This window comes from Paenibacillus sp. W2I17, from assembly GCF_030815985.1.
In the GTDB taxonomy this organism is placed as follows: domain Bacteria; phylum Bacillota; class Bacilli; order Paenibacillales; family Paenibacillaceae; genus Paenibacillus.
In genome coordinates this window covers 1,419,426-1,440,992 of sequence record NZ_JAUSXM010000001.1, presented here as the reverse complement: position 1 = coordinate 1,440,992, position 21,567 = coordinate 1,419,426, and the positions used below count along the sequence as shown (strand labels likewise).

At 47.8% G+C, this 21,567-nt stretch carries 16 protein-coding genes; 15 read left to right on the top strand and 1 reads right to left on the bottom strand.

The features are described from left to right. The first annotated feature begins 49 nt into the window (after window positions 1–49). Window positions 50–1,453: an outer membrane protein assembly factor BamB family protein gene (locus tag QF041_RS06280; RefSeq protein WP_307412950.1), complete on the top strand. Its 1,404-nt coding sequence runs from the start codon at window positions 50–52 to the stop codon at window positions 1,451–1,453. Between the two features lie 69 nt (window positions 1,454–1,522). Here the strand turns inward: QF041_RS06280 and QF041_RS06275 are convergent, their stop codons facing one another. Then, entirely contained in the window at window positions 1,523–2,197 is a 675-nt protein-coding gene (locus QF041_RS06275; protein WP_307412948.1) for a class I SAM-dependent methyltransferase, read from the bottom strand. 163 nt (window positions 2,198–2,360) lie between these two features. On the opposite strand from QF041_RS06275, the gene QF041_RS06270 reads away from it, so the two are divergent. The 14 genes from QF041_RS06270 (at window position 2,361) to QF041_RS06205 (ending at window position 21,509) form a co-directional block, all read left to right on the top strand. Further along, on the top strand, window positions 2,361–2,972 hold the full coding sequence (locus QF041_RS06270; protein ID WP_307412946.1) for a hypothetical protein: 612 nt from the start codon (window positions 2,361–2,363) through the stop codon (window positions 2,970–2,972). Between the two features lie 167 nt (window positions 2,973–3,139). Then, window positions 3,140–4,120: an SDR family NAD(P)-dependent oxidoreductase gene (locus QF041_RS06265; protein ID WP_307412944.1), complete on the top strand. Its 981-nt coding sequence runs from the start codon at window positions 3,140–3,142 to the stop codon at window positions 4,118–4,120. Window positions 4,121–4,305: 185 nt separating this feature from the next. Then, window positions 4,306–5,214: a UDP-N-acetylmuramate dehydrogenase gene (gene murB, locus QF041_RS06260; RefSeq protein WP_373461376.1), complete on the top strand. Its 909-nt coding sequence runs from the start codon at window positions 4,306–4,308 to the stop codon at window positions 5,212–5,214. Between the two features lie 147 nt (window positions 5,215–5,361). Next, on the top strand, window positions 5,362–6,057 hold the full coding sequence (locus tag QF041_RS06255) for a hypothetical protein (RefSeq protein WP_307412940.1): 696 nt from the start codon (window positions 5,362–5,364) through the stop codon (window positions 6,055–6,057). A gap of 267 nt (window positions 6,058–6,324) precedes the next feature. Continuing rightward, the gene (locus QF041_RS06250) at window positions 6,325–7,284 is read left to right on the top strand and encodes an ABC transporter permease (RefSeq protein ID WP_091016421.1); all 960 of its coding nucleotides are present in this window, start codon (window positions 6,325–6,327) and stop codon (window positions 7,282–7,284) included. Window positions 7,285–7,286: 2 nt separating this feature from the next. Further along, window positions 7,287–8,156, top strand: a complete 870-nt coding sequence (locus QF041_RS06245) for a carbohydrate ABC transporter permease (RefSeq protein ID WP_083679484.1) — start codon at window positions 7,287–7,289, stop codon at window positions 8,154–8,156. 23 nt (window positions 8,157–8,179) lie between these two features. Beyond that, a complete protein-coding gene (locus QF041_RS06240; protein WP_307412938.1) occupies window positions 8,180–9,718 on the top strand; it encodes an extracellular solute-binding protein in 1,539 nt (512 codons plus the stop codon). Then, window positions 9,715–11,043: a Gfo/Idh/MocA family protein gene (locus QF041_RS06235; protein WP_307412937.1), complete on the top strand. Its 1,329-nt coding sequence runs from the start codon at window positions 9,715–9,717 to the stop codon at window positions 11,041–11,043. The genes QF041_RS06240 and QF041_RS06235 overlap by 4 nt, the downstream gene beginning before the upstream one ends. 1 nt (window position 11,044) lies before the next feature. Then, window positions 11,045–12,292, top strand: a complete 1,248-nt coding sequence (locus QF041_RS06230) for a hypothetical protein (protein ID WP_307412935.1) — start codon at window positions 11,045–11,047, stop codon at window positions 12,290–12,292. 48 nt (window positions 12,293–12,340) lie between these two features. Further along, window positions 12,341–13,276, top strand: a complete 936-nt coding sequence (locus tag QF041_RS06225; RefSeq protein ID WP_307416910.1) for a glycoside hydrolase family 88/105 protein — start codon at window positions 12,341–12,343, stop codon at window positions 13,274–13,276. A gap of 87 nt (window positions 13,277–13,363) precedes the next feature. Beyond that, window positions 13,364–15,658: an AraC family transcriptional regulator gene (locus QF041_RS06220; protein ID WP_307412933.1), complete on the top strand. Its 2,295-nt coding sequence runs from the start codon at window positions 13,364–13,366 to the stop codon at window positions 15,656–15,658. 44 nt (window positions 15,659–15,702) lie between these two features. Then, window positions 15,703–17,760, top strand: a complete 2,058-nt coding sequence (locus QF041_RS06215; protein ID WP_307412931.1) for a glycoside hydrolase family 65 — start codon at window positions 15,703–15,705, stop codon at window positions 17,758–17,760. 66 nt (window positions 17,761–17,826) lie between these two features. Continuing rightward, window positions 17,827–18,972: a glycoside hydrolase family 88/105 protein gene (locus tag QF041_RS06210; RefSeq protein ID WP_307412929.1), complete on the top strand. Its 1,146-nt coding sequence runs from the start codon at window positions 17,827–17,829 to the stop codon at window positions 18,970–18,972. Beyond that, on the top strand, window positions 18,969–21,509 hold the full coding sequence (locus QF041_RS06205) for a glycosyl hydrolase family 95 catalytic domain-containing protein (RefSeq protein WP_307412928.1): 2,541 nt from the start codon (window positions 18,969–18,971) through the stop codon (window positions 21,507–21,509). Before QF041_RS06210 ends, QF041_RS06205 begins: the two co-directional genes overlap by 4 nt. Window positions 21,510–21,567: the final 58 nt, after the last annotated feature.

Below are 21,567 nucleotides of genomic sequence, written 5' to 3'. Positions count from 1 at the left end.
TTATGTAGTTATATCTCAGGATTTTAATAACAGGAGGAATTCATTTACCATGGTCAATATACATAAACGTCAAATGAATAAGGAATGGAAAAGAAGAGCAGGAAGACCCATCATTGCAGGTATTACTGCCGGAATGCTGATGGTTCACGGCGTCATCGGCGTGTTGCCATCTCAGGCACATGCGGAAGCATCGGATGTATCCATTCGAAACTGGTATTCGTATCAGCGAATCACTGTACCTGAACTGAAACCTTCTTGGACAGCAAAAGTAGATAACTATTTGAATATGAACGAGACGTACATCGGAGCTAATGCCATCGCAGAAGAAGGAAAAGTATTCACGTTTGCTGGATCGAAGTTGATTGCACTTGATGCGACAACAGGTAAACGGCTGTGGACTTACGGCAAAGACCTGACTCCTTATGTTACCTATCGAAGCGGGATTCTCTACGGACTGACCATTGATCACAAGCCATATGCCTTGAATGCGAAGACAGGCAAAGCAAAATGGCAGTCAGGCACATCCACCTGGATTGATACGTATAACCGTACGGAAGCTCTGATTCCAACGGTGGATACCCTCTACGTGATTAAGGGGAGTACAACGTTCGCACTGGATATCCAGTCAGGCAAACTGCGCTGGGAAGCAGATGAACCATTAGGTGAAGGTAATGGTACTGAGTATCTGAGAGAATCTAATGGTGTGGTGCTGAGAACCTTTTTTGTCCAAGGGGCACTTACATCCTTACAGCTTAATGCATATGACAAGAAAACGGGCAAGAAGCTATGGGGTCATTTTGGTCAGGGGGAAGCTATTCAGATCAAAGACGGTCTTGTATACTCAGCGGACTACTATTCTTCGATGTTGGAAAATGACGAGTCTTCACCAGAACGCAAATGGAAAGTGAAAGCGTACAATCTGAAGACCGGTGTGTTAAAAGGAAGTCAGGAGTATAAGTGGACCATGCCGGGGGATCCACCGTATGTGAATGGGTATGGAGGGATATTTTCCAATAAAGACAAACTATACATTCTACAAGGGGATGCGATAGCGGAGTATCCGTTGACCTCAAGCAATCCGGGAACCGCGCCACTTCGAACTTTTCACCGTCCTTACGGCGAAAATATGGTATGGCTTGGCGTTACACAGGAAAGGTTGATCTTCAAAAACGGAAACACGGGAGAACTTACAGGCATCAAGCTGGCTAATGGTCAAGAGGTCCAGTGGCATGGTGATGCCCCCGTTTCTCAGATTGATGTTTACGGCAAAGGGATGTATCGAGCACAACGTAACGGCACACTGCTTGTCCTCAACATGATGTCGGGTCAGTCGGTCTTCCGCGTCTCCACCGGTGGAGATCTGCACAACACGACGTTGAAGACAAACGGAATGATCATCATCCAAGCCGAAGGCGAACTTCTCGGCGTTAAGCTGCCAGCATCGCTGAAATAAGTGATTTAAGATGAAAAATATGTGAGAAGACTGGATTACGGCATAGCTTGCTGATAATCCGGTCTTTTTTTATTTTTGCGCATAAAACACTGCAAAGTCCAAGTATTTGTACATGCAATCTGCCACGCGAAACCCTGCTTCCTCCAACCACACCAATTGATCCTCCAGCGTGGCATTGATATCCACCTTGCGTCTTTCTATTGAAGCCGAGATGGCTTCCTCAGACAAACCACTTTGATGAATCGCTTCTAACCAGCGCTGGCGGTAATAGGTGTCCGTATCTTGGGTTCTTCCCTGAACTTGATCTGCGTTGATGAAGCATCCACCTGGTTCTAACAACTTGTGTACAGAGTCAAACACCTTTTTCTTGTCAGCGTGGGTCAGATGGTGAATAGACAGGGAGGAGATAATCATATCGTAGGAACTGGTGAAATCATACTTGGAGTAATCCCCGATCACATACTGTACTTGGTTTGCATCAGCAAATCTTCGACGTGCTCCTTCGAGCATTTGATCACTAATATCGATCAGGGTTAATCGCGCGTTGGGATACTTTTGCAGGACCAATCCGGAGAGCAGTCCCGTTCCTGCACCCAGATCAAGAATACGTGGAGAATCGAGCGGGCTTTCCATTAGATCCAGAGCCATTCCATAAAAATCATCAAAACAAGGAATAAGCTGCTTTCGCTGCACATCATAATCTTGGGCTACCTTATCAAACAGCTGCTTTACTGAGAATTCCATGTGCTCATCACTCCTTGAGGTTTTCTCCATATTTTACAAACTGAAAGGCATCAAGGGAAATACTGATTATGGATAAACTCATAGGTTGGACCTATGGGTTCCGAGTCTCTGCCATGGGTAATAACATGTAAGCGCAGAATATAGACAGGGAGGAATGAACCTGATGTTTCAACCACGTTCTATTATGGTGAGTATCTCGTTAATCATTATGGTTCTAACACTTGCAGCTTGCTCTGGTAGTAATGAACCTTCGGCTATCCCTGAACCATCAATGCCAGTAGGTGGAACAGAAGAAGCGAATGAAACGAAGCGTCCACAGACCGAAAGTTTTGAAATGTTGACCGCAGATGGCAATCAATCACTAGAGGCGACCTTACAACAAGGAGGAGAATTCTCCTTGTACGTATTCGAGAAATTCACATTTGATGTTGCTCAAGGCCGTCTGTCACTGACTAGTAACGCTGACTATTATGTGGATATTGAACCACTGCCTTCGGATTATAATCTGGCAGAATTGGAGACAGCGGGTAAAGAAGAATTAGAAAAAGCCGGTAAGGTATCCGATTATAGTGGAGAACTGGTAGAACACCCGCTTGGTTATGCCGAGCTCTATCTTCAGGCCTCAGGTGAAGAAGGAATTAGTGATTATATGGTCTGGAAATCAGAAGAAGGGGACGCATTTCTATTCCGTCTTCATAATCCAAAAGGAGAAGAGGCCTCTGATTTCGCCAGCCCGGTCCTTGTTTCGTTATCCACCGTTCAGGGTGATTCGTAACTTGGATGACCATAATCTTTTCAACGAAAGTCGCCAACTGGCGGCTTTTTTTACTTTTGCAGATTGCATGGAGAAGTTGCGAGGTGATGTATTCACTTCCATTTGACTTAGAGTACGCTATAAGGTGTAGACTAGCATCAGAAACGATCCCAAAGGAGATGAAGAGAATGACACAGGAAAATAATACTAGAACTTTACAACATAAAATGGGCTCTGGCTTCAACCATAACAGTACAGCGGAGGATGTATTGAGAGATCTGGACTTGTCAGGACAGCTTGCTATTGTAACGGGTGGATATTCCGGCCTCGGGTTGGAGACGACACGTGCGCTTATTAATGCGGGAGCCCGTGTAGTGGTGACTGCGCGTCGTCCAGCGGTTGCGAAGGAAGCACTTTCTGGTCTGGAAGGTGTTGAAATAGATGCATTGGACCTCGCTGATTTATCCAGCGTTCGTGCTTTTGCCGAGCGATTTCTGGCGAGTGATCGGAACATTGACATGCTGATTCTTAATGCGGGCATCATGGCTTGTCCGGAGACGCGGGTAGGTCCTGGCTGGGAAGCTCAATTTGCAACCAATCATCTGGGCCATTTTGCCCTGACTAATCTGTTATGGCCAGCACTAGCAAGTCAAGGGGGAGCACGTGTTATTTCCTTGGCATCAGCGGGACATCATTTCTCACCGATTCGTTGGGATGACATCCAATTTGAACATGGCTATGAGAAATTCCCTGCCTATGGACAGTCCAAAACAGCAACGATTTTATTCAGCGTTGAGCTGGATCGTCGAGGTGCAGAGCACGGAGTACGGGCTTTCTCCGTTCATCCAGGCGGAATTATGACACCTCTACAGCGTCATATGCCAAAAGAGGAAATGATTGCTCTGGGTTGGATTGATGAATCTGGACAAGTGGCCAACCCTGCGTTCAAAACACCTGAGCAGGGGGCAGCGACGCAAGTCTGGGCAGCAACTTCACATCAGCTTGAGGGAAAAGGCGGTGTATACTGCGAGGATTGTGACATCAGTGAAATGGCTCCCGAGGATGGAGGTTTCTATGGGGTCAAGAAGTATGCTATCGACCCTGAGCAAGCTATTCGTTTATGGGAGCTATCGGCCAAGCTGACTCAAACAGACATAGAACTCTCATAATCATGTAGTTGCGGCAACAAAGCAACGGCTTGCTTCCATGCAGGAGCTCACGGAAAAGTTCGAAATCTAAAGAGAATGCGATTAATTATAATGAAAACAACATAATTTCAAACAAAATCTCCTATTTAGCATATAATAAAGAAGGAGCATCTCATTTTCGCGATGGTGCAATCATTTCTTTATGAATTCAGGGAGAGAAAATCATGAATATTTTTGAGCATCAGATACCTTTGGAAAAAGTGAAATTCAATGAACCGCTAAAAAATCACACGTTTATTAAAATAGGTGGTAACGCAGATATCCTCATCCATCCAACAACGATAGACGAAATCACTAAAATCGTGGAAATTGCCAACTTACATCAGTTACCTCTGACGGTCATTGGAAAAGGCTCAAACGTCATTATTAAAGACGGGGGCATCCGGGGAGTAACGATTTCTCTTAGCCACTTCGATCAAATTAAAGTGAGTGAGGACAGCATGATTGCGCAGAGCGGCGTTGATATCATTGATGTATCCAGACTTGCTTTGGAGCATAGCTTGACCGGTTTGGAGTTTGCTTGTGGTATTCCCGGCAGCACGGGGGGCGCACTTTACATGAATGCGGGTGCTTATGGCGGTCAGATCGCCGATGTTGTTGAACGTGCGACTGTGATCACCAAAGACGGCGCAGTGTTGGAAATCCCGCGAGAAGAGATGAAGTTTGGTTATCGAAATAGTCTCTTCAAGATGGATCACTATATCATACTGGAGGCCGAATTCGGGCTCAAAAAAGGAAACAAGGAAGATATTGCGAGCAAAATGAAGGAATTAACGTTCCTGAGAGAATCCAAGCAGCCGCTTGAATTCCCCTCTTGTGGAAGTGTATTTAAACGACCCGAGGGACATTTTGCAGGGAAACTGATTCAGGATTGTAACTTGCAGGGCACTCGCATCGGAGGTGCTGAAATCTCCATGAAGCATGCAGGTTTTATCGTAAATGTGGATCACGCTACTGCCCAGGATTATATGGATCTGATCCAATTTATTCAGAAGAAAGTATACGATACGTTCCAAGTTGAATTGGAAACCGAAGTAATCTTTCTGGGAGAGTAACTTCATTGGAATCATTAGGAGGTCGCCTTTGGCGGCCTTTTTTGCTTGTGGGAATGGTACTGAAACAAGTATCCACATGCTAATTATGGTAATATCAGAGTGATTGTATTTAATATTTCATCGTTATCATAAGGAGTGTACATGGAGATGTTCAAGCGTAACAGGAGAATTCTGCTAATCACTGCAATGGTAATTTTACTATCGCCTCTGTCAATCTTGGCATATATGTATATGAATGAACGTGCTGGCGGGCTAGCCGATCAACGGATATCCAAGGTTTGGGGATTTAGTGAACCTATACATATTCCTATAGCGAACAGTCCTGAGAGGGCAGTTCAGGAATTTAGAGGTGAGTTTTATACCTCCCAATTCATTCATCAGGAGGCTGTAGACGGTGGCATGATTTTGTTTACGCACAAAAAGGGTCGGGAAAACAACAGTAATCTGCAGATGGAGTATACCCGCAAGAACATATTCGGATGGAAATGGGTATGGGGTGGAGGATATTCCATTAATGAATCAGTTGAATCCAAGTTTGCACTGCATTATATGAGCATACCGAAACTGGAGCAAGTCTCCACTCCTTTTCCCATGTTATTTGGTAATATTCAGGACTCTTCCATTAAACGTATATCCGTAGAGACACAGGAAAATGGAACAGTAATCGCGACCGAAGCGAAACTGGTTGAGGTGAGTCATGGACATCTAATCTGGTATGTTTTCCTTCCTCCGTCAGCGGCTATCCCATATATAATTAAGGGATTTAACGAAGAAGGGAAACTCATTACCCATGAACAAATTAAAGATGCCAATGACAGCGGATCGTTAACTCTGGGGAAATGAGATATGGACTATTAAGGACATAATGTGAAAAGTAAACAACACCATAAACGCTTCAGAGGTCGCCTATGGCGGCTTTTTTTGTTGCCAAAGTAGTACCAACCATTCCACCAGTGAATGAACCGATCCTGCAAACCCGCGTCACGCAAGCGATTGGCTCATGCTATGGCTGATTGAACGATTGTTGCTGACCCCGCTCTCCCTTAACATGTGAACAGAGGAGCCTGCTCGTCATTCACCATCATTCTGTCAAAGGGGGCCCGCGATCGTATGGCTGAGCTGTCGGAAACATCAACGTTGCAACCCGGGGTTACAGTCAACAAACCCGTCAAACCAAGTTATCTGCGTAACATTCGAAAACACTGGATGTTGTATGTCATGATCCTGCCCGGCATTTTGTTCTATATTATTTTCAAGTACATTCCACTTGGCGGAAGCGTGATTGCATTTCAGAACTTTCAGATTATGAAAGGTATATGGAGTAGTCCATGGGTTGGCCTGGATAACTTCAAGTTTATTTTTACGTATCAGGATTTCTATCATGTGCTTCGGAACACAGCTCTGATTGCCTTATACAAACTGGTGATCGGATTTCCTGCTCCGATCCTGCTAGCGCTATTGTTCAACGAAGTGAGAAAAATGCTTGCCAAACGCTTTTTGCAGAGTTTGTTCTATCTGCCTCATTTTCTCTCCTGGGTTGTTGTCGGGGGGATCGTGTTTGAGGTGTTAGCCTCGGGTGGTTTTGTAAACGCTGTCCGTGGATGGTTTGGGTTCGAGCCGATCCTGTATATGCAGCAGGAGCAATATTTCCGACCTATTGTTGTGCTGTCCTCTATCTGGAAAGAGGTAGGTTGGGGAACGATTATATACCTCGCTGCGGTAAGTGGCATTGATCCCACGCAATATGAAGCGGCTGTGATGGACGGAGCGAATCGCTGGAAGCAAACGATCTACATTACATTACCTGCGTTGTTCCCGACGATCTTAACCCTGTTCCTGCTGAATATCGGCAATTTCCTGGAACTTGGCTTTGATCAGATCTACAACCTGCTGACACCGATGACCTACTCGGTAGGGGATATCATTGAAACTTATGTATACCGCTCTGGTGTCCTGCAAGGGCAATATAGTGTAACAACAGCGATTGGTCTATTTCAGTCGGTGATTGGCTTCATTCTGCTCTGGGTCTTCAATCGGCTTGCGAGAAAATCAGGAGAGGGGTTGTGGTAATGATCAAGCAGACGATTGGAGAAAAGCTGTTCCAAACCGCCAACTACATTTTCCTGACGCTTGCGGCCTTTACAATGCTCCTTCCTTTGCTACATCTGCTTGCGGTTTCCCTGAGTTCGCCGGTTGCGGCAGACTCCAAAGAAGTATTTCTGTGGCCCGTCGGCTTTACTTTCGCGTCATGGAAACACATTCTACAAAGCTCAGGCTTATGGCAATCGTTCGGTGTAACCGTATTCATTACGGTAGTGGGTACTGCGCTTAGTATGTTATTTTCAGTGTTGACCGCTTTTCCGTTATCGCGCAGAGAATTCATGATTCGCAAACAAGTCATGCTGGGCATCGTAATTACGATGATTTTCAATGCCCCGATGATTCCATTCTTTCTGACGGTAAGGGAACTGGGCATGATGAATTCCATCTGGTCCCTGATTATTCCTGGTGTAATTGGCACATTTAATATGGTCATTCTGCGTACCTTTTTCATGAGCTTGCCCAAAGAACTTGATGATACGGCCCGAATCGACGGTTGCCATGACTTCCGGATTCTGTTTCAGATTTATTTGCCACTATCCAAGCCGGTTCTGGCTACGGTCAGTCTGTTCTATGCGGTGGGATACTGGAACACGTTCCAGCGGGCAGTACTGTTTCTACGTGATCCAGGGCTCTGGCCTTTGCAGATGAAGCTGCGAGCGTATTTAACCAGCCCGGAGGAACTGGCCCAGGTAAATATGTTTCTTGGGGATTACAACTTCAATACAACCACGTTAAAGGCAGCGACGATACTTTTTGCAAGCGTTCCCATTATTTTGGTGTATCCTTATCTACAGAAGTATTTTGTGAAAGGTTCATTGCTCGGATCACTGAAAGAATAAACCATGTTCAGGGGGATGATTTCATGAGAAAACAACTGACCCGCAAGATGATGCCGCTAATGCTCAGTCTAGCCATGCTGTTGGTCGCTGGTTGTGGCTCAGCGACTACAAATTCCGGAAATGACGTTGGTAACGGCGAAGGCAGTGGTGGAGCTGCAAAAGTCAAAGTATTCAAAAGCCATATGGGCGTTGGCAGCTTGCCAACTGCGGATAATCCACATGTGAAATACATTGCTGAACAGACGGGGGTCCAGTATGAGCTCATTACAACGCCTCCCGGTTCGGAGCCATCCGAATACTTGAACCTGATGATTGCCTCCGATGAACTGCCAGATATCCTGCGTCCGATTGGAGGCATTGAGCAGACACTGATTCAGCAGGGAGGCGCGTTACCACTGGATGAACTCCTGCCTGAATATGCACCCCATGTGTGGGAGAGTATTCCTCAGGAAGCTTGGGATATCGTTCGCTCTGCTTCCCCTGATGGCAAAATCTATTATGTACCCAAGGTATTCCTTGTGCCTGAACGTGCACCGTTAATTCGTCAGGATTGGGTGGATAAGGTGGGCATGGAGATGCCTAAGACCACTGATGATTATGTCGAGTTGCTCACAGCTTTCCGTGACAAGGACCCGAATGGCAACGGCAAACCGGATGAACTGCCAACAAGCGGCAGGGAATTCGGCAGATGGATGGACCATTTGTTTGCGATGTACGGGGTAGCGATGTGGGAAGGGTATCCCGAATGGGATGAATACGATGGAAAGATTCAGTACGCAGGGACTACCGACAATATGCGGGAAGCAATCAAGTTCATTCGCATGTTATATGTGGAAAAACTGCTGGACAATGAAACCTTCCTGAACAAAGGGGAAGTGTGGCAGGCCAAAATCAATAATAACCTCGTAGGCAGCTGGTACCATTTGCCTGCAAATGTGCGAGATCGGTACAATGCGATGCTGACCCAGGCTCCAGATGCCTACATTGCAGCAATGCCGTTGCCCAAAGCCGAAGGGTTTGAAGCTTTTGTCACCCAGAAAAGCATGGGTGAACCGGAATGGATGATCCCAGCCACCAAACAGGATAATGCGCCAAATGCGCTGAAGCTGCTGGACTTCTTCTATAATCCAGAAAATGATGAATTCGGTCGCTTCGGTCTCGAAGGAGAGCAGCATGAAGTCAAGGATGGACGCAAAGTCATTCTTCCACCTGCTGACAACAAACCGCTTGCCCTCGGCATGAAGAATCTCACTACAGCAGAAGACATGAACAAGCGGATTGAAGAGACATATCCTGAAGATCAGCAGCAAATGGTCAAAGACATGTTCGAAGTCAGTACTGCCGATGCACGGCAAATTGCCGGTGACGGTCTGCCAGCCTCTGTGTATGAAGGTTTTCCTGATATCCAGTCTCACAAGTTGTTTCAAGAGGTATTGACCAAGATCGTTATCGGCGAGCTGCCAATCGAGGCTTATGATGAATATGTGAAGAAATGGAATGCTTCCGGGGGAGAAGTGGTCACCCAGCGTGTACAGGAATGGTATGAGAAGGTGAGAAAATGAAAAAAAGATATGCCCTATGCGGGGTCAGCGGCAGAGCATTGGGACAATTTGCAAAACCAATTCATGAGCTGTTCTCTCATAATTCAGAGGTTGTCGCTCTGCTGGATACCGATCCTGCACGGTTTGAAGTCTATCGTACCCGTTTCCCTCAGCATACAGAAGTAGCGGTATATGGCGCTTCGGATTTTGGGGTCATGGTCGATGAGACTCGGCCAGACTGTATCATCGTAGCTGGCAGGGACGATACCCATGCCCATTATATTGTCGCCGCGTTGGAGCGGGATCTCGATGTTATCACCGAAAAGCCAATGACGACTACAGGAGCTGATGCCAGACGCATTCTGGAAGCAGAAGCAAGAAGTAAAGGCAACGTCATCGTAACGTTCAATTATAGGTATATGCCGATCCACATGCGCATCAAGGAATTAATTCAGGAGGGGAGACTCGGTCGTGTCACTTCCATAGACCTTAACTGGTATATCGATACCCATCACGGCTCCAGTTATTTTAAACGCTGGAACCGTGAACGGGCATTCTCGGGCGGTCTGTCGGTCCATAAAAGTACTCATCACTTTGATCTGGTCCAGTGGTGGATCAATCAAAAGCCAGTTGAAGTTTTTGCCTATGGAGCACTGAACTATTACGGGGCTGAAGGTGAATGGAATCCGGCACAGGAGGACGGAAGACATTGCCGTACATGCCATGTCTCAGAAGATTGTGCCTATTATTCCCGCTGGACGTCCCGCAGTCGTCAGATCCGGGTACCGGATGACCATCTGAACCAGCTCGGTACAACAAGCCAGCAGGAGTTTCCGTACACTTCATACCGTCCCGACCAGTGTATCTTTGATTCCACCATTGAGATTGAAGACACGTATGCCGCAACCGTGAAATATAGTGGCGGCGCGCTGATGAGTTATTCGGTTAATTTCTCACTTCCTTACGAAGGGTACCGTTTGGCGATAAATGGCACGAAGGGCAGGCTAGAAACATTGGAGTATCATATGCCGGCCCGGACGCCTTTTCCCACACCCGTCCAGACGATCGATTACTTTCCGCTCTTTGGTTCAAAAGAAACGATCCATGTTGTTCATCGTGAAGGCGGACATGGAGGAGGGGATCCACTGCTGCTGGAGGATATTTTCCTCGGCGAAGATAAGAGACGCCCTTACCGAATTCTGTCTGGCGCTGAAGACGGCGCTTATTCCGTTGCCGCTGGAGAAGCAGTGTGGCGATCTGTGGAAGAGCATCGGCCTATTCACATAGACGAAGTGCTGGGTGGTTGGAACAGCAGAGTACCCACGCCCAAAGGGAGGGAGAAGTGACATGAGCAGACCTGTGTATTTTGAACCGGAGGAGAGTATGGCTTATCACAGTGGTGAAGACGTTATGCACGCCCTGATGAGCATTGCGGGAAGGTATATTGGCGCCAATCCTCCGCATCCCCCGGTCTACAGGGTGAGTAGGCCAGGACTTGTGCGCAAGTCCGATGATCACCGCTACGTCTTCCCGCTGGGGGATTTATTTCCCCACATGGGCAAAGGACAACAGGTCTATGCATGGGCCAAACTGTGGAGTGACAGTGATCAGGAATTTATTTTTCATATCACCTGCTTCGGGCCTGTTAGGTTATATCATAATGGCGTGTTGATCTATGGTTCTGCACCTGAAGAGGAATATCCAGCGATTCCTGTTCTGAAACTGAAATGTGGGCTAGTCAGAGGCTGGAATCATTTCGTTCTTGAATTCAAATTAGGGGAAAAGGGGGGAGGTGGCCAGTTCGGCACTGGCTCCCGGAAGAACAAACCACTTCACTTCATTGTGCCTTCGCTCGAACGAGATGGGGAAGAAGGCTGGCTCTACAGCGAGCCGTTGGATTTTCCGTTGTCGGAAATTCCTTCTGGCCCCATGCGAGAGAAGGCCACTGGCGTTAACTGGTTGCCTCGGGAGGAAGACCCCGAGAAGCCATCGCCTTATGGACAGTTGGCACGGATGTATGGACTGACCAGCGGCATGTCTGCGTATGCATGGACGAAGATAGGTGGTACGAAATGTGGCAAGGAGACTGTGCTGATCTCTGGTGAGGCCTACAGCCCGATTGAATTCTCGGTGGAGGGCAAGGTGGTATTCCATCAAGAGCATGCCGGACGCTTTCGCTTCGAACTGCCATTGTCTGCTGACGTGCAAGATCTGACAGCGAACTGTGTAGGTGGAGACCGGGATTGGGGATTCCGGATGGATGCAACTACAGATGAGATGTTGACACCCGCACTGGATGTGAAAGGGCACAGAGGCAAGTGGCTGTACCTGGGTCCTTTTCAAACGGAACAGGAGATTGATCTGGCTTCCTGCCAGAAGATGAAGCGGACTGCTCGTAGCGGAACAGGTGAAGACGTATACTGGCGAACAGAGCTGCCAGACGGAGAGGTACGTCCATTTCTGGAAAATGAATGGTTCGGCCGATGGAACTATCCCCTGGGCGTCACGTTATACGGGTTGCTTCAGCTTGGCAAAGCGGGTCAACGATCGGATATTCGAGATTACGTGCTGAATCACATTGAATTTGCCTCTTAACGTTTCAGCTACTCCTTATGGGACAGAGAACGTTATGGTGCAGCTGGGCTGAATAATCAGCTCTCCCACATCGACAGCCTGGACGACTGTGGATCTTTCGGCGCCACCATGCTGCTTGCCGATCGGGAACGCAAGTTGGACGGCGTTTCAGAGACGGCAGCTCATATCGCTGACTATATTTTGCATCAACAGTCCCGTCTGGAAGATGGCACTTTATACCGCAAGATTGGTGTCTCCAGATCAATGGATAACACGATGTGGTGTGATGATCTGTATATGAGCATCCCGTTCCTGTGTAGATACGCCGAATGGTCGGGTGACGATCAGCTGCTGGATGAAGCGGTAAGACAGGTTCTTTTGTATAAAAAGTATCTGTATATTCCAGAGCTTCAAATCATGTCCCATGTATTCGATGTGGAGCGAGGTGAGCCAACACGGACCCCTTGGGGCCGAGGCAACGGCTGGGTGTTGTTCTCTATATCGGAGCTGCTGACGGCCCTTCCTCATGAGCATCCATCCTATACAGTTCTCATTCAGTTCTACAGGGAATTGTGTGAAGGGTACTTGGCATTGCAGGGCAGAAACGGACTGTGGCATCAGGTATTAACGGACCCGGAGTCGTATGAGGAAACATCCTGTACCTCCATGTTCATCTATGCGTATGCCCGAGGGGTGCGAATGGGCTGGCTGTTAGATCCGAAACCCTATGCACAAGCGGCGTATCAAGGGTGGAAGGGGCTTACGGAGCGCACAATTGATAAAAGAGGCAATGTATACGGCGTATGTCGTGGCTCCAGCTACTCCTTCACGAATCACTATTACAAGCATGAACTGGGTTGGAATCTGAATGACGCCCATGGGATCGGCATTGTACTTCTTGCTGGGCTTGAAACTATTTCCATGCAAGAATGGCAGATAAACACGCCGGTTTTCGCTACGGAAATGGTCGGAACACCGGAGAAATTGGAGAAATCATCTTTTTAGAGGGAGAAAATAGGCTATTGGACCGGGTCGTATTGGGCATATGGGAACGGTATAATATCGGTATATTGCATATGAGGTGGGATAATTGTGACCCTTTCCTTCTTAAAGTGGCTAAAATTCAATTTCACCAATACCCAGACCCGGCTGCTGCTGATTCTGACTGTTGTTGTCTTCATGATTATTATTGCGGTGGGGATGACGACATATTATTCTTCCAAATCGGTGTTACAGCAGGAATTAAGTGAGCCGCAACACCAGATGCTGCGTATCAGCATGAATGATATTGATGAAGTGATCCGGGAAAGTGATCAGATTGCGGTGAAAATTGCACTGAACAGTAATGTATACCGATTTCTCACCAATGAAGTACAGGGATCATACCGCAATATTACGGAACTGGTACAATTTCTGGAAACCTTAATCAGTAGTACGTCCTTTATTAAGAGCGCTTACATTTTTGATATGAATCGGGAGAGCATTGTTTCCTTCCCACAAGGCTACAGCTCCAGCAAGGTTAATTTCCCGGATTCGGATTGGGTTAGTGTTGCCGATGAACTTGAAGAGCGTCCCATGCTGGTCAAGCAACGTGATATTTCCACTTCTTCTGGTGCATCCATGCCGCAAATTACACTTTACCGAAAAATAATGATCGCTGGCGAATTGAAAGGGATTATCGCAGTTAATTTCAAGACAGAGAAGATGTTCGAGCACATGCTGCTCTCATCCGTCTCCGACCTTGACAGCCATCGATTCATCCTCGACACCAACAACCACCCTCTATATGATCTCGGCAATTATGCCGTCGGAGAGGAAGCGGTCAGTCATGTACTCACCCAATTGGATGGTGAAAAGCTTGGTGAGTTTAAACATGAAGGTAAGCTTTTACTGGCTTCACAGACCATTTCACCGTACACCGGATGGCGTTATCTGTCCGTGATATCACAAGACAGTCTCCTGGCTAATGCACAGAAGATCCGCAATATTGTTTTTATCGTATCTTTGTTGGCTCTTGTAGCAGGAGCGGTTACGATCACAGTTTACAATACAGCTGCTTTTAGACCGGTAAGACGCATGAGACAACTGCTCAGCGGATACGACCAGGAGAGAATCCATCCGGAGCAGATTGATCTGGAGAAAATAACGGGGCAACTGCTAACGGATCATGCTCAGCAGGCCATCAATCTCAGGCAGACCCTTCCGGAAGCTTCATCCAAATTTCTGACGGATATCTATAACGGACATATGACAGGAAGTCGGGAAATTAGCGAGAAATGGTGCCGTTATTTCAAGGATTGGAGCGATGAGCCACTCTCTATTGCCATGTTGTCGATTGATAATTATAAGGCCTGGTGTGAGCGCTTTACGAAGTCAGATCACTCCCTGCTGAAATTTGCCATTGGTAATATCATAGCTGAACTGTTGTCTGGACAATGGCGGGTGTTATCAGCCGATCTGGGCAGAGACCGGATGCTCGTGATGCTGCAACCGATTCATTCTGGCGGTAGCAAGAGCGTAGCGACAGCAATACGAGAGACGATTGGCATGATTCCTCGTTTGCTCAAGTTTCAGGTGTCGAGCGGCGTAAGCGGGGGGCACGACGGATTCATGCGACTTCAGCGAGCCATGCATGAGGCGGAGAGTGCGCTGGATTACAGATTCTATCGGGGGTATGAACGAGTTATTTCGTTTGAAGAGATCTCGGGTCTGCAACCGACCGAGAACACATTGGAAGAACATGAATTCATGACACAACTGACGGAGACCGTCGAAGCAGGCAGGGGTGAAGAAGCCCTGAGAACTTTTGACAAGATAGTCGGTCGAATGACGCACGAGCAATGGCATCCTTCATCAGCGCTGGCCTTTCTTGAAGCTGTTGCAGCTACACTTGAACGTATTCGCCTGAAGCGCGAGACAGAAGGCTGTGGATTCGAAATGGTGGATATGCGGACCATGCATCTGGAGGCTGTCTGTGAAGTGCTGCGAAGCCAGATCGAAGGTTTGGCTGATTGGTTCGGTAGTCTTATGCTCAGCAAGGATTTCATACTGTGTCAACAGATGATTGCATTTATGAACAACCACCTGGAAGACCCGGTAAGCATTCAGGAGATTGCCGAGCATGCCGGGATCGGAAGCAGTTTGGCAAGCCAGTTGTTCAAGCAGGAAATAGGTGATACCATCCACGGATATTTCACTAAGCTTCGGATGGAACGTGCCTGTGAACTATTGCTGGATACGGATTACAGAATTTCCGAGATTGCAACGATGGTGGGTTATCAGCATGAGAACAGCTTTATTCGTGTGTATCGAAAATACAAAGACATTACACCGGGAAAGTACAGAGAAATAATGCGAAGCCGCAGGGGTGTAGTACGGGAATCTTGATCCATAGTTGAACCCCATAGAATGATAAGGAGGCAGGGCCATTGATGGATCGACAATCAGTCGTCACCAGGAATCATCCGGTATTAACGGAGCTTGAACCCAGATCACCTTTATCAGTAGGTAATGGAGAATTTGCATTCAGTGCTGATTTTACGGGACTTCAGACGTATCCAGATCTGTATGAACTACCTCTGGGTACACAATCCAACTGGGGTTGGCATTATACGGGCGGTCATCATGTATTCGGAGATGAGGATATTGTCTATCAGGCGTTTGAGACATATGGCCGCAAAGTGCCATATCCCATGAAGCCGGAAGACAAGGAAGAAGCCTATCACTGGCTTAGGCAGAACCCGCATCGACTTCAGCTTGGACGCATTTCATTTCGTTTGCTAGGAGAAGATGGTCAGGAGACGGACGTCACCCATGTCGTCCCGGTACGTCAGGAATTGAATCTATGGACCGGAATTCTGCACAGTGAATTTACCGTGCAGGGGGAAGAAGTGCGTGTAGAGACAGCCTGTGACCCACGACTCGATTGTATCGCCATTTGTGTACAATCCGAATTAATCCGTAAGCAGCGTCTGCAACTGTTTGTTGTATTTCCAGCGCCCGATATGACACACCGGAGCTGGTCAAAATCAGTATTCCCCGACTGGAAGCAACATGACAGACATTCTACTGTGCTGACATCGGTCACTTCGACTTCCGCATCATTGAAACGTGTGCTGGATGAAGATGAGTATACATTGGAATGGATCTGGGACGCAGGCCAACTGGAACAGACGGGAACTCATGAATTCACACTATCTCCCAAGGCCGTACCAGACTCGGACATCTGGTCGTGCAGTGTATCTTTTGCTGCAGATAAGCCGGAAACCTTGCCAGCAGATACAGTGTTGCGATCAAGCTCGGTCCACTGGAATCAGTTCTGGAATGATGGCGGAGTGATTGATTTTGAAGGCAGTTCAGATCCGCGTGCCGCTGAACTGGAGCGTAGAGTGGTCCTATCCCAGTTTCTGAGCGCGGTGCACAGTGGTGGGTCCATGCCACCACAAGAGACCGGATATATGTATAACAGCTGGTTCGGAAAAATACATCTGGAGATGCATTGGTGGCATGCAGCGCATTTTCCACTCTGGAATCGGACCGATCTGTTGTGCAAGAGTCTGGACTGGTACCTGACCATCCTGCCAGAAGCACTCGAACTGGCACGCTCTCAAGGTTATGTCGGTGCGCGATGGCCCAAAATGGTGGGTTATAACGGGCATCAGACTCCGTCGCCAGTAGCTCCGGGATTGATCTGGCAGCAACCACATCCTATGGCACTAGCTGAGATGTGTTATCTGTCCCGGCCTGACCCTGCTATGTTAACAAGGTATAAGGATATCGTATTTGAAGCGGCTGACTTTATGGTGTCCTATGCCCATTGGGATGGGAAAAGGCAAGCATATGTGTTAGGTCCGCCGCTTATCCCTGCGCAGGAGAATCACGCGATGAGCGATAGTTTGAATCCGCCCTATGAACTGGAGTACTGGAAATTCGGTTTGGAGATAGCTATCCTTTGGGCAGAGCGTTTGAATCATCCAGCCAATCCAGACTGGCGAAGAGTGGCTTCGCACATAGCTAAACCTCGACATGAGAACGGAGTTTATCTCGCACACGAGAATTGTCCGGACACTTACACCGTTAAAAACCATGATCATCCCTCGATGGTTGGAGCACTTGGACTATTGCCAGGTTCATTAATCGATTCGGAGATCATGAGAAATACGTTGCTCAAGGTCAAAGAATGCTGGGACTGGGAATCCGCCTGGGGTTGGGATTTTCCGATGTGCGCGATGACAGCAGCCAGATTGAATGAACCAGAGCTTGCAGTGGATTTCCTGATGATGGATGCCACGAAGAACACGTATTTGCCTAATGGACACAACTATCAGAGAGCAGGGTTGTGGGCATATCTTCCCGGGAACGGCGGTCTCCTAACCGCTGTCGCCATGATGGCCGCCGGCTGGACAGGGGCAGGAGAACAAGCGAATCCGGGATTTCCACGGGATGGAAGCTGGACTGTGAAGTGGGAAGGTCTTCATCCTTTGATGTAACATCAGAACGTTAAACCCCGATTGAACGGTACAGATGGCATAATCCATCAGAAGGAGGATTTCGATATGGTTGGAACTTCGACAAAGGCAGTGACACAGGAACGGAGAATGTCTGTCAAAATAGCAGATACCTTGCTTTCCGAATGCCAGAATGGCAATCATCCCAAGATTGCAGGCAAATGGGGCTATGTGGGCGGGATGACGCTGATGGCATTGGAACGCGCCGCCGAATGGAATCAAGAATCTCGCTATGCGGAACTTGTCCAGCGTCACATGGATGACCTCATCGAGAATGACGGTACCATTCGGACCTACCAGTTGAATGATTACAACCTGGACATGATTAATGAAGGCAAAAATCTGTTCAGCCAGTGGAAGAACTCAGGCAATGACAAATATGCTAAGGCAATTTTGCACCTGGTTGACCAGCTTAAAGGACAGCCACGGACAAGTGAAGGAGGATTCTGGCATAAGAAAATATATCCGTTTCAGATGTGGCTGGATGGTATTTATATGTCTTCACCCTTTCTGGCGGAATATGCGAGCACCTTCGATCATCCCGAGAGCTTCGATGAAGTGGCACGACAGATTTTGTTGATCGAGCGAAAGACCCGTAATCCGCGTAATGGCTTACTCCACCATGCCTGGGATGAGAGCAGGGAACAACGCTGGTGCGCTCAAGATACTGGTCGATCCGTTCATGTTTGGGGCCGGGCCATGGGATGGTATGCAATGGCCGTTGTGGATGCACTGGAGCACTTTCCCGTGGATCACCCACAGCGCGGACAGATTATGGGCATATTTGAACGAATGGCATACGCGATTGCTCATGTTCAGGATCATGATAGTGGACTCTGGTACCAAGTGATGGATCAGAACGGAAGAGCGGGCAATTATCTGGAAGCCTCTGCTTCCTGTATGCTGACCTATGCACTCGCTAAAGGCATCCGGTTACATTATCTGGCTGAACTGGACCGTGAAGTCGTTGATCATGCCTATGCAGGAATATTGAAGCGGTTAGTCACTGAAGATGAAAAAGGGGTGCACTTGCACCACATCTGTCACGGTGCCGGACTTGGTGGGAAGAAGTATCGAGACGGTTCTTATGAATATTACATCAGTGAACAGGTCGTTAGCGATGTGCAGATGGGCGTAGCCCCGTTCTTGCTAGCCAGTATTGAGATGGAGAGACTTGGGGCGGAAGAAGCGTGAACCAACACAAGGACCAGACAGACACTACAGGCATACGGCCGGACAGGAACAAGTTGTTAATGAAATATCCCTCTTCTTGGTGGCAAGGGATGTGGCGAGAAGCGCTACCTTCTGGAAACGGTAAACTTGGTGCTTCAGTGCAAGGCGGAATTCAGGCGGAAACTGTGCTCTTGCAGCACAGTGAATTATGGCATTGGGGGCGCAAAGATGAGCTGCCCGATGTCAGTCATACCTTATCAGAAACCCGTAAGTTAATGGATGAGGAACGATATTTGGAGGCAAGCTGGCACCTGACCCGTACACTGCAAGCAGAAGGTTACGCTTCCAAGTTGTCTTCCCGATATCCACTGGCTACAATGACGGTGGAAATGAAGTGTAATAACGCTTTTCGCAAATATCGGCGGGAACTGGATATGGACACAGGGGAAGTTCAGGTGCGCTGGCAGGACAGAAGTCACAACTATACAAGAAGTCTTTTCGTCTCGCGTGCAGACGATTGTATTGTCTATGAGATCCAGACTCATAGAGTGAAAGATGGAGCAAGTGCGCAGGGAACAGATTCGGCTGAGCATTCATTGCTGTCGGGGACGATAGGCCTTCAATTCCCGCAGGGCGACCGGGTAAGAGAAGATGATGAGTTCAACGTACTAAAGTCGTCTATAACGATAAGAATTGATCGGGATCATAGTGGAGACTACCTGTGCTATGGCGGGCAAAATGACGATGGACAGGACTACGGAGCGGTGCTGCGACTGATCCAATTGAACGAAATACCTGATGTGAGTCATGATCAACAAAAGGAAAGCGAAACTAACGAAGACATGCTTAGCAGGCAACTTCATTTCCAGACCTCTGGAAAAGTGCTTGTGCTTGTTAAAATGTTTGCTACGGGCAGACGAGCGCAGGAATGGACACGGTTGAAGCAGGAACTTGCATCGCTTGAGAGCGACTACAATACGTTTCTGGATCGGCATATATTACTGCATCAACCTTTGTTTCGGTCCGCTGAACTAGATCTGGATGATGAAACGGATGACGGGCGCTGTAATGAAGATTTACTTCTGGAAGCCTATGAAGGTGAAGCACCTACAGGATTTGTGCGCAAGATGTGGGCCTATGGTCGATACCTATTTATCAGCGGAACCTCTGAACATAGCGGATTGCCATTTGGATTATACGGCTTGTGGGGTGGTGATTATCGCTTGATCTGGGGCCACAATATGGCGAATGAGAATGTGCAAATGATGTATTGGCACACTGACGTAGGTGGTTTATCCCATCTGAATCGTTCGTTGTTCCGCTATTACAACGGATTAATGGATGACTTTCGGGACAATGCTCGCAAGTTATATGGCTGCCGAGGGATTTACATTCCCGCTGGAACCACGCCGTGTATCGGGGTGCCTAACCAGATTGTTCCCGTAATCATGAATTGGACGGGAGCAGCAGGATGGATCGCCAGACATTATTATGCACATTATCAGTTCACTGGGGATAAGCAGTTTCTGCTGGAGGAAGCCTTGCCCTTCATGAAGGAGGCCCTTCAGTTCTATGAAGATTTTCTGGTGCTGGGTGAAGACGGAAAATACAAGATATACCCGTCTGTTTCGCCAGAGAATACACCTGAGAATTTTATGCCTAAGCATGGACAGCCACTGGCGCATCCTATGCCTACAGCCATTAATGCCACCATGGACATTGCCATTATTAAAGAACTGCTACAGCATGTCATTGCAGCCAGTCGACTAACTGGAGTGCATACGACTAAGATTCCGTGCTGGGAAGCCATGCTGGAGCATATGCCCGACTATCTAATTGATACGGAGGGAGCTGTGAAAGAATGGCTGCATCCTGCGTTTGAAGATCGACGTGATCATCGTCATCTTTCACACCTGTATCCTGTTTTTCCAGGACAGGAGCTCACCCGTGAAGAACAGCCAGAACTGTTCCAAGCGTTCGAGACAGCAGTTGATCAGCGAAGGCTTGGTGCTCAGAGTGGTTGGTCCCTTACACATATGTCATCCATATATGCTCGACTTGGCAATGGTGAGCGGGCGCTGGAAAGTCTCGATATTCTTGCGCGCTCCTGTGTTCTGAGTAATGGGTATACCTTGCATAATGACTGGCGCAATATGGGAATATGTATGTCCATGCCCGCAGCTCCGATTCAGCTGGATGCCAATATGGGCTGGGTTAATGCAGTACAGGAAATGCTGCTCTATGTGTCAGAACAATGGATCAAGTTACTGCCAGCATTGCCAAAACGGTGGACACAAGGATCCATTCATAACTGGTGCATACCAGGAGGTAGAATGTCCTGTACATGGAATCGGAACTCGGGCTTCTTCCGGGCAGAACTTGTCGCGGACCGGCGGATCAATACGAAGCTTCATATTCCTGAATGGGTGAACGGATGCGAGATGCTCAGCAGAAGTGCCTGCTTATGTGAACTTGATGATAATGGCATCTATGAGCTTGAAATTGAAGCTGGTGGGGAACTAGTGCTGGAACAGACAGCAACTGGACAGGTGCAGTAAAAAAGTCTCCATTAGGCGGCTTTTTTACGTAGGAATTATAAGTTGCTTCGAATACTTT